Origin of the sequence: Comamonas resistens (assembly GCF_030064165.1) — a bacterium.
Taxonomy (GTDB): Bacteria; Pseudomonadota; Gammaproteobacteria; order Burkholderiales; family Burkholderiaceae_C; genus Comamonas; species Comamonas resistens.
On the sequence record NZ_CP125947.1, the window covers coordinates 4,072,677 to 4,086,690 of the forward strand.

General features: G+C 62.6%; 14 protein-coding genes. 9 read left to right on the plus strand and 5 right to left on the minus strand.

The genetic code is table 11. The features are described from left to right. Nucleotides 1–4: 4 nt before the first annotated feature. Both QMY55_RS18940 and QMY55_RS18945 read right to left on the minus strand, forming a co-directional pair. Nucleotides 5–793, minus strand: coding sequence for a hypothetical protein (locus QMY55_RS18940; RefSeq protein WP_003056223.1), 789 nt, complete (start codon nucleotides 791–793; stop codon nucleotides 5–7). A gap of 6 nt (nucleotides 794–799) precedes the next feature. Beyond that, nucleotides 800–1,702 (minus strand): WYL domain-containing transcriptional regulator, encoded by a 903-nt coding sequence (locus QMY55_RS18945; protein WP_003056222.1) that lies wholly within the window; start codon nucleotides 1,700–1,702, stop codon nucleotides 800–802. 89 nt (nucleotides 1,703–1,791) lie between these two features. Here QMY55_RS18945 and QMY55_RS18950 point away from each other — a divergent pair, with 89 nt between their 5' ends. From QMY55_RS18950 to QMY55_RS18970, 5 genes are all read left to right on the plus strand, one after another. Beyond that, on the plus strand, nucleotides 1,792–2,985 hold the full coding sequence (locus QMY55_RS18950) for a ComEC/Rec2 family competence protein (protein WP_003056221.1): 1,194 nt from the start codon (nucleotides 1,792–1,794) through the stop codon (nucleotides 2,983–2,985). Continuing rightward, a complete protein-coding gene (locus QMY55_RS18955; RefSeq protein ID WP_011517546.1) occupies nucleotides 2,982–5,237 on the plus strand; it encodes a Mov34/MPN/PAD-1 family protein in 2,256 nt (751 codons plus the stop codon). Before QMY55_RS18950 ends, QMY55_RS18955 begins: the two co-directional genes overlap by 4 nt. Before the next feature lie 45 nt (nucleotides 5,238–5,282). After that, entirely contained in the window at nucleotides 5,283–6,353 is a 1,071-nt protein-coding gene (locus tag QMY55_RS18960; RefSeq protein ID WP_003056219.1) for a ComEC/Rec2 family competence protein, read from the plus strand. Between the two features lie 376 nt (nucleotides 6,354–6,729). Then, the gene (locus tag QMY55_RS18965; RefSeq protein ID WP_012204591.1) at nucleotides 6,730–7,080 is read left to right on the plus strand and encodes a DUF2958 domain-containing protein; all 351 of its coding nucleotides are present in this window, start codon (nucleotides 6,730–6,732) and stop codon (nucleotides 7,078–7,080) included. Nucleotides 7,081–7,143: 63 nt separating this feature from the next. Then, nucleotides 7,144–7,422 carry a hypothetical protein gene (locus QMY55_RS18970; RefSeq protein ID WP_021027902.1) on the plus strand — a complete coding sequence of 93 codons (279 nt, stop codon included), beginning with the start codon at nucleotides 7,144–7,146 and terminating at the stop codon, nucleotides 7,420–7,422. Nucleotides 7,423–7,564: 142 nt separating this feature from the next. Here QMY55_RS18970 and QMY55_RS18975 read toward each other — a convergent pair whose 3' ends face one another. Beyond that, a complete protein-coding gene (locus QMY55_RS18975) occupies nucleotides 7,565–7,864 on the minus strand; it encodes a hypothetical protein (RefSeq protein WP_003056213.1) in 300 nt (99 codons plus the stop codon). A 147-nt stretch (nucleotides 7,865–8,011) separates the two neighbouring features. Next, the gene (locus QMY55_RS18980) at nucleotides 8,012–8,233 is read right to left on the minus strand and encodes a hypothetical protein (RefSeq protein WP_049799789.1); all 222 of its coding nucleotides are present in this window, start codon (nucleotides 8,231–8,233) and stop codon (nucleotides 8,012–8,014) included. A 566-nt stretch (nucleotides 8,234–8,799) separates the two neighbouring features. On the opposite strand from QMY55_RS18980, the gene QMY55_RS18985 reads away from it, so the two are divergent. The 3 genes from QMY55_RS18985 (at nucleotide 8,800) to QMY55_RS18995 (ending at nucleotide 12,041) form a co-directional block, all read left to right on the plus strand. Continuing rightward, nucleotides 8,800–9,627, plus strand: coding sequence for a DUF932 domain-containing protein (locus QMY55_RS18985; protein WP_003056211.1), 828 nt, complete (start codon nucleotides 8,800–8,802; stop codon nucleotides 9,625–9,627). A gap of 75 nt (nucleotides 9,628–9,702) precedes the next feature. After that, entirely contained in the window at nucleotides 9,703–11,769 is a 2,067-nt protein-coding gene (locus QMY55_RS18990; protein WP_003056209.1) for a ParB/RepB/Spo0J family partition protein, read from the plus strand. A gap of 62 nt (nucleotides 11,770–11,831) precedes the next feature. After that, entirely contained in the window at nucleotides 11,832–12,041 is a 210-nt protein-coding gene (locus QMY55_RS18995) for a hypothetical protein (protein ID WP_003056207.1), read from the plus strand. 130 nt (nucleotides 12,042–12,171) lie between these two features. On the opposite strand, the gene QMY55_RS19000 is transcribed toward QMY55_RS18995, so the two are convergent. Further along, nucleotides 12,172–12,690 carry a GNAT family N-acetyltransferase gene (locus QMY55_RS19000; RefSeq protein ID WP_011517543.1) on the minus strand — a complete coding sequence of 173 codons (519 nt, stop codon included), beginning with the start codon at nucleotides 12,688–12,690 and terminating at the stop codon, nucleotides 12,172–12,174. Between the two features lie 821 nt (nucleotides 12,691–13,511). Between QMY55_RS19000 and QMY55_RS19005 the strand changes: the two genes are divergently transcribed. Beyond that, the gene (locus QMY55_RS19005) at nucleotides 13,512–13,826 is read left to right on the plus strand and encodes a DUF736 domain-containing protein (protein WP_003056203.1); all 315 of its coding nucleotides are present in this window, start codon (nucleotides 13,512–13,514) and stop codon (nucleotides 13,824–13,826) included. Nucleotides 13,827–14,014: the final 188 nt, after the last annotated feature.

Below are 14,014 nucleotides of genomic sequence, written 5' to 3' on the forward strand. Positions count from 1 at the left end.
AACCTCAGTCTGTAGTCGGTTTTACGGCTTTCTTCCGTGAGGAGGAAGAAGGCAACGACGGCAAACATTCAAACAAACGTTCCGCATAGACGAATCCCATCCGCCTTACTGCGTCCTGATCGAAATACAGTAGCCATGCGGCAAGTAGCGCCAGCGAAATGAGCAATGTCAAGCCTGCGGCAAGCCCTGGATCGGCAAGGTGCACCAAGTCAAATTGGAGAGGTGCTACCTGCAAAATCTTTGCAATCAACAATCCGTAGACGACGCCCATGAGGCACGACAGGATACCGACAGGCTTCATCGCCAGCATGTTGCGATGAAATCCATAGGCGATGTTCTCTTTCAGCAAGAGCTGCTTGTTGGAACGCGTGAGTTCGCGAAGCCGCTTAGTGGCACCGATGTAGATGTCGTCTGCCTTGTCTGGGTTTGCTGATTCTTCTTCTGCCGTTGGCATGGCGATACCCAACTTGGCAGTGATCGCCGTGTGATAACGCTGCTTGCTGACACCATCAAGGAACTTGTCGCGGTGGCGTAGTGCGATGGTCGTGGGCATGCCACCCCATTTTGAGACCAGCATCTCTTCAAGTTTTTTACCACGTCCGCGCGCTACGCTCGCGAGTGCATAGATAGCGCCGCAGCCGCCCAGCAGGCCGATCACACCTGTAAGCACAGGGTGCCGAGCCCCGTAGACGCACAACAGCGGCACCAGCACGGGTAAGGCCACAAGAAGGCCAGGGATAACACGTGCCTTGCGCTCGTAGGGGTCTTTGACCAGTTCAAAAATTGTTGTCATGTGAAGTCAGGCCTGTGCCGCCAAGGCGTCGATATAGGGTTGGATTTCATCGCGGTTTTTTAGCGTGATCTGCTGTGCGAGGGGGTCTGGTGCTTCCTTGGTATGCAAACCCAAACGTCTCAGCGTGTAGTACAGAAACGCTTGGCGGCATGGAAGTTTGACCTCTCCATCTTCCATGCCGTAGTCCAACTCTAAGACTCGTTTCTTGGCTGCAGGCAAATCGGGATGCGGTGCAAGTACCAGCGTCAATACAGTTTGCCAATGCGAATCTTGGTTGGAGTCCACTTGGGTCGCCTCGAAGCCATCGATGCGCAGGATTCGAGCAAGGACGAAATCGCTGAAGCGCTGGCGCTTGTGGCAAAACGCGCGCATGTGCCAGCGAAAACCGTCATTGCCAAGGGCGTGGGGAGACAGCAAGCGAACCGATTCATCCAACGACGTCATGGACTGGTAGCTCACCAGAATGGATTCCTGCTGGCGGATTGCGCGCACCACTGCTTCGACGGTCTGCTCATTGATCGTGCGCCAAGGGGACGGGGCCCAATCTGTCTCCGGCGCGGAGCCGATGAAGCTGGCCGTCGGCTCGACAATTCCCATCTTTGTCGCTAGCAGTTCTGCTAGATAGCGTTGCGCCGAGCTTCGTTGGTAAAGCGGGTGAAAACTCTGCGCTGCCGTGTAGGTCTTGGAGCTGCGGTCGTAAGTCAGGTTGCTCGGCGCCAACTCCATGTACTTGGAAATGTCCAGCGATGCCTGCGGGACCGAAATACCAAAGTGCTCGGTGAGATCCATCCGGTTGATGCGCCGCTCCCAGCGCAGACGGAAATCGATGAATTGAAGTCTGCTCTCCAGCCCCCAACTTAGCCCCTTAGGCTCAGCAGGTTCGGCGGCAGGAACGGAAGGTTTTTGCATCAGTCACGCCTAAAAAGTAGACGGATATAAAAAATCGTCGTACATTAACTATACGCGATCATCCTTCGGTCGTCTACCCGGAGACCCCAGTGCCTACAACCATCACGTTTTTTCCCGTCGACAACGGGGACATGACCCTCATCAAGTTCGGCGATCTCGACGCGACGACTCTGCTGATCGACGTAAACATCAGGCAAGACGCCGACGACCCTGACGGGGAGGCGCGCGATGTCGCCAAGGATTTGCGCGAACGACTGAAGAAGGATGAGAACGGCAGGCCGTATGTCGATGCGTTCCTGCTGAGCCACCCGGATCAAGACCATTGCCGAGGGTTGAAGCGACACTTCTACCTAGGGCCACTCGACAAGTACCCGGACGACAAGAAGGACGACAAGGACAAGAAAATCGTGATCCGCGAGATGTGGTCGTCCCCGATCGTGTTTCGACGCGCCAGCAAGACGCACACCTTGAGCGACGACGCCAAGGCATTCAACACGGAGGCGCGTCGGCGCGTGCAACTGAACCGTGACAAGAATTTCGCCGTCGGGAACGGTGACCGCATTCAGATCATGGGCGAGGACATCGACGGAAAAACCGATGATCTCACTTCGATTGTGCGGAAGGTGGACACGCGCTTTTCAACGATCAATGGCAAGAGTTCCGCATTCTTTTCTGCGTTTCTTTTGGCTCCACTGGACGCCCAGGATGACGAGGAAGAGGAAGAGTGCCTGGTCAAGAACCAGTCCAGCGTTATTCTGAACATCACGTTGGCGGCTGACGCGCAGACGCCGGATGGTGCGAAATTCCTTACTGGTGGCGATGCTGAGGTGTTCATCTGGAACCGCCAGTGGCAACGCCACAAGGCTGAAGCAGATGTGCTTGAGTACGACATCATGCAGGCGCCTCATCATTGTTCCTGGCATTCGCTGTCCTATGACAGCTGGTCCGACTACCGTGAAAAAGCCAAGCTCGATGCTGATGCTCGCAAGGCGCTTTCGCAGACCCGTGACGGCGCCGTCATCGTCGCCAGCTGCAAGCCGATTGCAGATGATGACAGCGATCCGCCCTGCATCCGTGCGAAGCGTGAGTACGTGACGATCGTGGACGAAGCAAAAGGCGAGTTCTACTGCACAGGCGAGTACCCCAGCGAAAAGTCCGTGGAACCGCTCGTTTTCACCGTAACCGCTCAGGGTGTGCAACCTCCCTCGAAGAAGGAGTCCGGATCGAAGGCCGCTGCCGTGGTGACCTCTGCGCGCACCCCCATGCCGCACGGAGCATCATGACGGGCACCATCGCAGACGCACTGCATCAACTTCAGCGGCATCGAGGCCTTATCCGCGTTGGCGAGCCAAGGACAACTGGTGCATCGACGGAGATTGAAGTCGATGTTGCGGTCCAACTGCCGAACAGGTCTCGGCGCAATGGTATCTCTGAGACCGGAGTGCGCACCGTCGAGACGTGCGTGCTGGTATTCGGTAGTGACTGGCCCCTGTCTGCACCCGAGCCCTTCTTACGTGCGGACTTCCCGCTCAACTTGCCGCACATCAACCCCCATCGCCAAGGCGAGTTAGTCTCGCCGTGCCTATTCGAAGGGTCGTTGAACGAGCTGCTGCATCGGTTTGGCCTGGACGCCGTTGTCGATCAGTTGATCGACTGGCTGCACAAGGCCGCGGCCGGAACACTCCTGGACCTGGAGCAGGGGTGGGAACCAACGCGCCGAGACAGCTGTCCTTCGACCGTTGTATTCAGTGCCGAGAAGGTCGCGGCCGCCGCTCCCGCTGACGGCACGATTCTGGTGGTTCCCGCAGGCTACGTGACGATCGATGGCGGTCTGTACGCCATCATCAACGCCGAACTGACCGCACAAGTCGATCCTGTGTTTTATCAGGATGTTCACAACGACAAGCTGGGCAAATGGGGGAACGGCCATGCCGCGGCCTTCATCGCGCGCGCTCCGATGACCGACGGCCTCCCGCATGTGATCGGACGCTATCAACCAGAGACAGTTGTCGATCTCGCGACGCTGCTCGATCGAGCAGCGGAGCTTGGTATTGATCGCGACGCTTTGGCCCAGGAAGTGGACGGTTATTTCGGACGCTCAATCCTGGATATGCGACAGGACTCGCATGGCTGGGTGCATGGTTTGTACGCGATTGTGATTCTGGCTGTGCAAAGGCCAGCGTCGCTTGTGGGCTCGCCAGGGAGGAGTGTCGAGGTATTGCCCTATGTGGTGCGCTATGAACTCAACGCTCAATCGCTCCTGGAGCGTAACGCCACGGTTCACCCGGCCTTTCACGCGCATGCGTTGTCTCCTGAACTGCTGGCAAGGACGTCCGGCATTCCATACGCAGCCACATCACAGCCGCTGGTCGTGCTCGGCTGCGGAAGCGTGGGATCGAAAGTCGCGATGCAACTGGGGCGAGCGGGCTTTGGTTCGATGACTTTCGTCGACAACGAACCCATGTCGCCTCACAACGCCGCGCGGCATGCACTCATTGAGCGGGCATCAGTTCTGGTTCCGCCTCGGAAGTCGGCGCTGATGAAGACAGCCTTTGAATCGCTGTCGCATCTTCAATCGCGAGCGTTCGACACCGACGCAGTGACTCTTTTGGTCGATCCGGAACAGTTTGCGGCAACCGTTCCGCAGGATGCGGCCCTCATCGTGGATGCGACGGCGTCACTTCAGGTGCTGGCTGCAGAAACACAATCGGCAGCGTTGGATCAATCCCCAGCCCGATTGGCACGGATCGCGATGTATGGTCAGGGGCGCTGTGTGGCGGTATTGCTCGAAGGAGCTGGCCGTGCCGGCCGAGTTGACGACCTCACGGCGTTCTTGTTCGAGTGCTGCCGGTTTGCACCGGAACTGCGTGCGTCGATTGCCGGCGAGACGTCTGAGCCGACTCGGATTTTCGTGGGTGACAACTGTCATTCGCTGACGATGCCTATGTCTGACGCCGTTGTTTCGCGGTCGACGTCACTGGCCGGCCTGCAACTGGAACGATGGCTCGTTGATGGGCTTCCGAAGGAAGCGACGCTTTGCGCCGGAATCTCAGATGCCGAAGGCCTTGGAATGGCATGGACCCGCGCCAGCCTTGGCCCGACCACTGCGCTTGAAGTCGCAGACGATGGTGGCTGGAACATTCGGGTCCTGTCCCCAGTTGCGCAAGCAATCCATGCTGATGCGCTGCGCTGGGGTGCTCTGGAAACAGGCGGCGCCTTGATCGGCCGCATCTCGTTTGAAAATCGAACCATCACCATTGCAGGCCTTGTTGAGGCACCGCCTGACAGTGTTCGAGAGGCCGCCCGCTTCGTCCTCGGAACCAACGGGCTTGTTCAAAATTTGCGCGCCGCAAACGCGGCCTCTTTGGGGTATCTCGCCTTTATAGGAACGTGGCACAGCCACCCGAAAGGCGGCGCACATTCGGGTATCGACCGAAATACATTGCGCGGCATCGCCGAGGATGCTGGCGGCCTTCCGGCCGTGTCGTTGGTATGGACTCCGACAGGACTCACGTGTGCGGTGGATCGCTGGTAGGTGCAAAGCCACCGGCACTTTGTTGGCATAAAACAAGAGGGATGTATGGCTGACTACTTCGAGATCGACTTTCTTGGCGTCGAAACAGCGAAAAGCGGGGACGCGATCACGCTGCGCTACTCGGTGAATGGCACCGAGGGCGTGCACGTTGTTGACGGTGGGTATCTGGATACGGGTGATCAGATAGTCGAGCATCTGAAGACGTACTATGGAACAACAGTCATCGACCATGTGATCCTCACGCACCCAGATCGCGATCACGCCAACGGACTACGAAAAGTCCTGGAGCAATGCACGGTCAGGAATCTTTGGATCAACCGGCCGTGGATATACGCGGACCAGTTGATCGATCGCTTTGAGACCTATGAATCGGTTGAAGCCCTGCGACGGAAGTTGCGCTCAATCTACGATGCCACGGCAATTCTTGAGGATATTGCGGTGGAGAAGGGAATTCCAATCCATGCCCCCCTTCAGGGGCAGAGCATCGGTCCGTTCGCGGTCATGGCACCTACCCTGGGGCGCTACTTGGACCTGATCGTGGACTCCGCGAAGACACCGGAAGCTGTCGAAGAAAGTGCTTTTGATAGCGCGCTGAGCAGCATATTCCGGGCAGTGAAGGCCGCGACCGCCTACATCAAGTCCCTGTGGGGCGAGGAATATTTCCCGCCTGAGCCGACCAGTCGTGAGAATGAAATGAGTGTGGTGCAGTCGGCTGTCTTGAACGGTCATCGCGTCATGCTTACTGGCGATGCCGGGCGTGAAGCACTGCAGGAGGTGATCGACTACGCACCTTTCGTGGGACTCGCGCTGCCAGGTATTCGGTATTTCCAAGTGCCCCATCACGGCGGGCGACACAACGTTTCGACCGAAGTCTTGGATCAACTGCTCGGCCCACGGTTGAACAGTATGCCGGACAAGCACCATTGGAATGCCATATGCAGTTCTGCCAAGGCGGATGAGGATCATCCGCGGAAGTCGGTGATTCGCGCCGTATTGCACCGGGGTGGGCACTGGGCGGCAACTGAAAGCCAGAACATACGCATCGGGGCAGGCATCACCCGCGATGGCTGGGTGCCGATTCCCCAGGCGGCGTATCCGGAAGATCAAGAAAATTGACAGCGCCTGAAGGCCAGCACCACTTTTCAACTGCCTGCTGACAACTTGGCCTGCATCCCGACGTTCCTTCGTCGGGCTCATGGGCTGCGCCCCGAGCTTCGTGCCGAATCGCAGTCATCCGGCTTCAAGCCCGGACGCTCTGATCTGGACTGACGCTTCGGACCTGCGCGCTACGCTTGTCAATACCGGGGTGGCTGCGTGGTGAGGTGTGGCGGCTTGCTGTTCCCTTCATCGTGCCACGGCGTGCTCGCCGTCAATGACTGCGCACCTTCGGCGCTTGCGGCCTGGCGGCCGTCTTCGATCTTTGACTGCTTGCGCTGCGCCGTGCCCTGCAAGGGCTGGGCAATTCCGCCCGGTAACCTTACAGGAGTTCACCATGAACCACGCATTCATCACGGACGAGCAGCGCATCGTGCTGCTGGCCAACGGCCGCGAATCCTTGGAGAACCCGGACTTCGATCCGGCCCCAGTGGTCAAGCTGTTCACGCCGGATGCCGGCGCGACCTGGCTGCTGACCGAGATTGATCCCGATGACCACGATCACGCCTTCGGTCTTTGCGACCTGGGCCTAGGGATGCCGGAAATCGGCTGGGTCAGTTTTTCCGAACTGGCGACCGTGCGCGGGCGGCTGGGCTTGCCGGTAGAGCGGGATCTGCACTTTCGTGCCGAGAAGCGGCTGAGCGCCTATGCGCGCGATGCGCGGCTGGCGGGGCGTGTCGTTGTCTGACCTGGTTCTGGGGCGCCGCAAGGCGCTCCTGAGCGTTCTCAATCATTTCAGGAGGTCAAGGCCATGAGCAGCCACCACGACTACATCCTCGAAATCACGGCAGAGCATGATGCGTTCAAGCCGTTCCCACCGGAGAACGGCCAGCCCTTGCGCTTTGCGCTCGGCGACGCGGTGATCTATACCAACGGGTTTGGCGCACAGTTCCGGTGCCGCGTCACCGGGTTTTATCGTCCCAGCGGACTTTCGGGCCTGTACGCGCGCGGTGCGCGCTACCTGCTGGACTCGTCATCGCCGTGGATGCCGGTGTCGGAAGCCAGCCTGCGCCCCGACGACCCGGCCTGATGCCTTCGCGCCCCTGGCGGGGCGCTACGCGCTGCGCTTGCCTCCAGGGGAAAGCCCTGCGGGCTATCCCCGCCGCGCAGGCTTGGCGCCCCTCTCGCGCAGCGAACCGGCTGGTGCCGGATCGCTCCCTTCATGCCGGACATTACGATGGCACTTCGGGCGTGGGTGTGTCGGGTTCGTAGTCGCCCAGCCACTCGAAGAGACGTTCGATATCGCAGTCCAGCTGGTTCAGCGTGGCCTGGGCCATTGCGTACCAGGTGGTGCCGTCGTCCGTTTCTTCGGAGGCGGACAGCAGGACGTTGAGCTGTGCGCGCCGTCCCAGCAGGCGCTGCATCTCGTTGCCTACCGTCTTGCGGTCGGTGGTCCAGATGAGGGTCGGCAGAAAGATGCCAGGCCCTTCTGCTCCAGGCGCAGGCGTTCCGGGTTGCATGGGATCGCTCATGGTGGTTCTCCAGAAGGTGGAGATTCCACGGTAGGCATTGGCCCGTGACCGGGCCACTCGAAATTCGCGCTATTTCGGGGGGATTTCGGGATCAGCGCCGATCGGCCGTGGCGCAGTCATGCGGGCGGGCTGCCTTTGAGCCGGTGCTTACCAGGGCTTCCAGCGCCGCTGGGGTGTTTGCGGCACGGCGCCGAGCAATTGGATCGGCGGCAGTGCATGGGGCGCATTGTTCCTGGGGAAGCGCCGGCGCACTTCGCATTCCAGTTCGTGCGCGAGGCCGCGTGCGTCCTTCTCGCCGCGCAGTGCCCGTTGCCGCCAGTCTCGGGCCTGGGCCATCAGTTCATCGTCTTGTAGGGCTCGTATGTCCATGCCATTGCCATTTTGCCGATGGCTGGGTGGGTAGCTGTCCACGGGGATTTCATTGAAGTCATGTGGGCGTCCCCGGCCACCTGGGAGATGGCCGGTCGCGCTCTCGTGCTAGCGCATCGAGCCGCCTGCGGCGTCTCGCCCCCTTCGGGCTTCGATCGTTCCCTCACTCCGTTCGGCTGACGCCTCCGGCCCGGCTTCCAGCTTCGAGCCTGCGCGCTTCGCTTGCCGTGCGGTCGGCTTGTGGGATGGCCGTTGCCATGTCCAGTCCTCTTCCCTGACTTCATCACCTTGTCCGCGACTGTAGCCCGCGGCCGTGTGCCGTCAAGGCGCGCAGGGCCGTGTCCTCGGCTGCGCCTGCGGGCCGCCCCACCCTGCGCTTGTTTCCTTGACGGCCCCCGTCCGCGCGCTCCCTTTCGTCGCGGGCGATGAACTCAGGAAAGACGGTGGCAACAGGGCCAACCGGGTTCCTCGCGCCGACCGCACCGAACAGCCGAAAGGCTGGGCTTCGAATCTTGGAATCCGGTGTGCGGTTTTCTTCAACAGCCTTTTTGTTCAGGAGAAAGACCATGCAACTCGCATCCCGCTTCGCTTCCCATTCCCCCGCATTGCGCAGCGACTCCCCGCTGTCCGATGACCAGATCCGCCGCGTGGCCCCGTCCATCTTCGCGGATGCCCCCCATGAAAGCCGTTCCGAGCGGTACAGCTACATCCCCACCGCCGCCGTGCTGACCGAGCTTCGCAAAGAGGGGTTTCAGCCCTTCATGGTGTGCCAGACCCGCGTTCGCAACGAGGGCCGGCGCGAGCACACGAAACACATGCTGCGCCTGCGCCACGCCAACCAGATCAACGCCCGCGAAGCCAATGAAATCATCCTGCTGAACTCGCACGACGGCACGAGCAGCTATCAATTACTGGGTGGCATGTTCCGCTTCGTTTGCAGCAATGGCCTTGTCTGCGGCGACACCGTGGGCGATGTGCGCGTGCCCCACAAGGGCGACGTGGCGGGCCATGTCATCGAGGGCGCCTATCAGGTGCTGAGCGGCTTCGAGCATGCGCAGGAATCGCGCGAATCCATGCAGGCCATCACGCTGGATGCCGGGGAATCGGAAGTGTTCGCCCGCGCCGCGCTGGCCCTCAAGTACGACGACCCAACCAAGCCCGCGCCCGTCACGGAATCGCAAATCCTGATGCCGCGCCGCTTCGACGACCGCCGCCCCGACCTGTGGAGCGTGTTCAACCGCACGCAGGAGAACCTGACCAAGGGCGGATTGCATGGCCGCGCCGCCAATGGCCGCAGACAGCAGACCCGCCCCGTGCAGGGCATTGATTCGGACATTCGCCTGAACCGCGCCCTGTGGCTGCTGGCCGATGGCATGCGCGCCCTCAAGGCCTGACCCCCTCTGACGTGTTCCCCGCCGGAGGGGCGGTTTCCCCTCCATTCCCTTGTTTCACTTGATTGGAGATTCACCATGAACGCCGTTACTTACACCGAAGCTCAAGCCCTCGACAGCCGCGCAAACGTGCTGCAAGCCGCCGACCCGAGCAAGCACATGATTCTGGTTCCGCTGTCGCGGCTGGTGCTGCGCCCCACGGGCCGCAACGTGCGCAAGACCGTCCCGCGCATGTCCATCCCCGAGCTGGCCGCGAGCATTCAGCGCGTGGGCCTGCTGCAAAACCTGATCGTGATTCCCGCCGCCGATGACCTGCATTACGAGGTGGTGGCAGGTGGCCGACGCTTTGCGGCCCTCAAGCTGCTGGCAAAGAAGCACCGTATCGCCAAGGATTGGGACGTGCCTTGCCTGCAGGTGGCCGATGGCACGGCCCGCACCGCCAGCCTGACCGAGAACGTGCAGCGCGAAGCCATGCACCCAGCAGACCAGTTTGAAGCCTTCGCCGCGCTGGTGGCCGAAGGCCGACCGATTGAGGACATTGCGGCGGATTTCTCCGTTACGCCGCTGGTGGTGCAGCGCCGCTTGAAGCTCGCCAATGTCTCGCCGCGTTTGATGGAGGACTACCGGGCCGATGCCGTGAGCCTCGATCAGCTGATGGCGCTCTCCATCACCGACGACCACGCCGCGCAGGAATGCGCGTTCTACGATGCGCCGCAATGGCAGCGCCAACCCTCGCACTTGCGCGAACGTCTGACGGAGCGCGAGATTGACGCCTACCGGCATCCGCTGGTGCGCTTCGTCGGGCTGGACACCTACGAGCAGGCGGGCGGCGGCATCCGCCGCGACCTGTTCGCGGAGGGCGATGCAGGCGTGTACCTGACCGACGCCGCGCTGCTGGAACGACTGGCGCAAGACAAGCTGGCGGGCATCGCCGCAGAGGTGAAGGCCGAGGGCTGGGCTTGGGCTGATGCCACGCCGGGCGTGACCCATGCCGATCTGCACGCCTTCCAGCGTGCGCCGAGGGAGCGCCGCGAGCCGAACAAGCGCGAAGCACAGCGCATCGAGAGGCTGCAAGCCAAGATGCAGGAGGTGGCCGAAGCCATTGATGCCGCGACGGACGCCGACGACGAGGACAAGGCCGATGCGCTGCAAGAGGAAGGCGAGCGGCTGGGCGAGCAGTTGCAGGCGCTGGAAGACGGCTTGCAGGGGTACGGCGCGAACGTGAAGGCCGCAGCCGGGGCCATCGTCACCATCGGCCGCAACGGCGAGGTGGTGATTCATCGCGGACTGCTGCGCGAGGCCGAGGCCAAGGCACTGCGCACACTGGAGAAGCTGCGCCAAGGGTTCAGCGACCCAGATGCCGCGAACGATGACGAAGGCGAGGACGACGAGCCGCCCAAGGCAGCAGCGATTTCCGACCGACTGGCCCAGCGCCTGAGCGCCCATCGCACCGCCGCGCTGCAAATCGAGGTGGCCCGGCATCCGCAGGTGGCGGTGGCCGCGCTGGTGCATGGCATGGTGCAGACCGTCTTGCAGGGCCGCTACTACGGGCGCGACCTGCCGCTGGGCGTGAGCCTGAAAGTCCAAGACCGGCTGGACGGCATGGCCCCGGACTGGCCCGAGTCACCCGCCGCTGTGGCGCTGCGTGAATTGCAGCAGGCGTGGAGCGGCAAGCTGCCCGAGGACAGCGCCGAACTGTTTGCCGCGCTGCTGGCGATGGAGCAAGGCGAACTGGTCAAGCTGCTGGCCGTGTGCGTGGCTTCCACGGTGGACGTGGTGACGCCTCGCGCCACACCGCACCAGCCCGGCGAGGAACTGGCGCAGGCCGTGGGCCTCGACATGGCCGCATGGTGGCAGCCGACCGCCGAGGGGTATTTCAAGCACGTTCCGAAGGCGGCAGTTCTGCAAGCCGTGGGCGAGTACGCGCCCGATCAGGTTTCCCGGCTGGCGAAGCTGAAGAAGGCCGACATTGCCAGCGAAGCCGAGCGGCTGGCCGATGGCGCGGGTTGGATGCCTGCCATCTTTAAGGTCGAAGGCCCGCAGCAGGCAGTGAAGGAAAGCGCGCAGGAGGCAGGCCCGGAGCAGGACGCCCCGGAGGATGCCGAGGCAATGGCGGATGAACCCGCCGAGGCGCTGGCCGCTTGACCCACGCCGAAGGCAAGCGCCCCGGCTTCGACCGGGGCGCTTCGCTGCAAGGAGAAGCCCCCATGACCCGCACCACCACCAACCGCCCGCGCATGGCGGCGGTCTATGCACCCGGCACGGTGCGCGCCCGCCGCTGGCACGGCGATGGCGACGTGCGCGGCTACCGACCGCCCTCGGGCTGGTCGGCCCGCGCTGACCTCACCGACATACATCCCATCACGGGCCGCGCCTTGCCGCGTGCCGTGTGGTGGATCATCGAAACGAAGGAATGATCATCGTCAGCACCGCGCCCAGGCCGTTCCGCCCTGGGCGCGGTGAAACGCATAATCCGGGCGCGGCGGTGGCCGCGCCCGGTGTTGAAGCCGAATAGCCGGGGCATTACGCCGCCGCCTTCACTGGCACTCAGGCGGCGGCGTTGAAGGCATCGCTGTACTGCGCGATGCCTTCGGGCACTGGCCCATGGAAGGCCAGTGCGAGAAAATAGCCGGGCGGCACGCCCGGCAGTTGCAGGCCCGCATGGGCCTGGAAGCCAAAGCGCCCGTAGTACGCGGGCTCTCCGAGCAGCACACAGCCTTCGGCCTGCATGGCCCGCAGTTCAGACAGCGCCTGTTCCATCAGGCGCGAGCCGATGCCGTGCCCCTGCCTCTGCGGCAGGACGGAGATCGGCCCCAGGCCGCACCAGCCTTTGGCCTTGTGGCCGTGGTCGTTGGTGATAGTCACCGGCGACAGAGCCACATGGCCGACGACCTGGCCGTGTTCTTCGGCCACGATGGAAAGCGTCAGTTCGCTAGCGTCGCGCAATGCACGCACGATGAATTGCTCCGTGTGGCTGGTGTGCGGCGCATCGGCGAAGGCGGCAATGGTCACGGCCTCGATAGCGGCAATGTCGTTCGTGGTTTCGTGTCGTAGCTGGATGGTCATGGTGTTCTGCGTTCCCTGCTCAAAATATAGAACGGCCTGGGCGTGTCGGCGCGTAGCGCCGCCGGGCTTTCGGGCTGCGCCCCGTGCCGACTTCGCTGTCACGGCCATTCGGCTTCAATCCACTCACGCCTTCGCGCCTGCGGCGCTGCGCGCTGCGCTTGCCTCCGGGGGATCGGCGCAAGGCCCATCCCCGCCGCGCGAGCTTGGCGCCCCTCGATGCCGCCGAACCGTCGATGCCGGATCGGCCCGGCCAGCGCCCCGCCGCAATGGACGGAGCTGGCGAACACGCTGGTGCTTGCTGCGGCAGGTTGTGCGAATGCGTGCCGTCCTCAACGCTGGCGGTTCTCGCCCATCACGTCACGAAGGACGGTTCACGGACATCCCGCCCGGCATCGCTATGGAGCTTCCACGCCACGCCTCAAGACCGGCGCCGCAAGGTGCGGCCGGGGCGTTCTCGCTTGTCGTCGGATGGTTGACCTGGCCCGCGTCAGTGGGCGAGCCGGTGCTGCCTTCGTGCGGGGATGCCGAGCCGGCCCTGCCTCCTTTCGATGCGGTTCGGCCCAAGGCGTCCTTGTGTTGTTGTGAATCCTAGCGGTGGCGCGGCTGCGCCTCGGGCTTCATGGCTGCAACCGTCCGGCGAAAACAATTTCCCCTGCTTTGTCACTGCGTTCGGCGCATTCCTCGCGGGACAAATTCTTTTCGCCTCCCGGCTCTCCACTGCGTTGCGACCGCAAGCGGTGCAGCCCGCCCGTCCCCCGCCGGCCGGATCACAACAAGGACGCGATGGGCGCGAACCTTGTTCCACCAAAAGGAGTTTCATCATGGCCAACATCGGCACCTTCACCGCAGACAAAGACGGCTTCACCGGCACGCTTCGCACCCTGACGCTCAACGTCAAGGTCAAGCTGGTGCCCAACGACAAGGGGGACAACGAGAAGGCCCCGGACTTCCGCCTGCAGGCCGCCAGCCACGACATCGGCGCGGCGTGGAAGAAGACCAGCGAGGCCGGGCGGGAGTACATCTCCGTGACCCTCGACGATCCTTCGTTCCCGGCCACGGTCTATGCCCGCCTGATCGAAGGAGAGAACGGCACGCACGACCTGATCTGGTCGCGCAGCAAGCCCCAGGCGGCCTGACGGCCGCCAGCGCCCCGCCCACTGCGGCGGGGCGCTGTACTGCTTGGATCAGCAGACTGGAAGGCTTGGCTCTCCCAGCTTCGTGATGGTGGTGGTCGGGCAGCATCACCATGACTTCGTGTTGCCAGGGCGAATGCAGGGCGATTCGGCGCACTGCGCCGACCGGGCTTTGCGGGCTGCGCCCCATG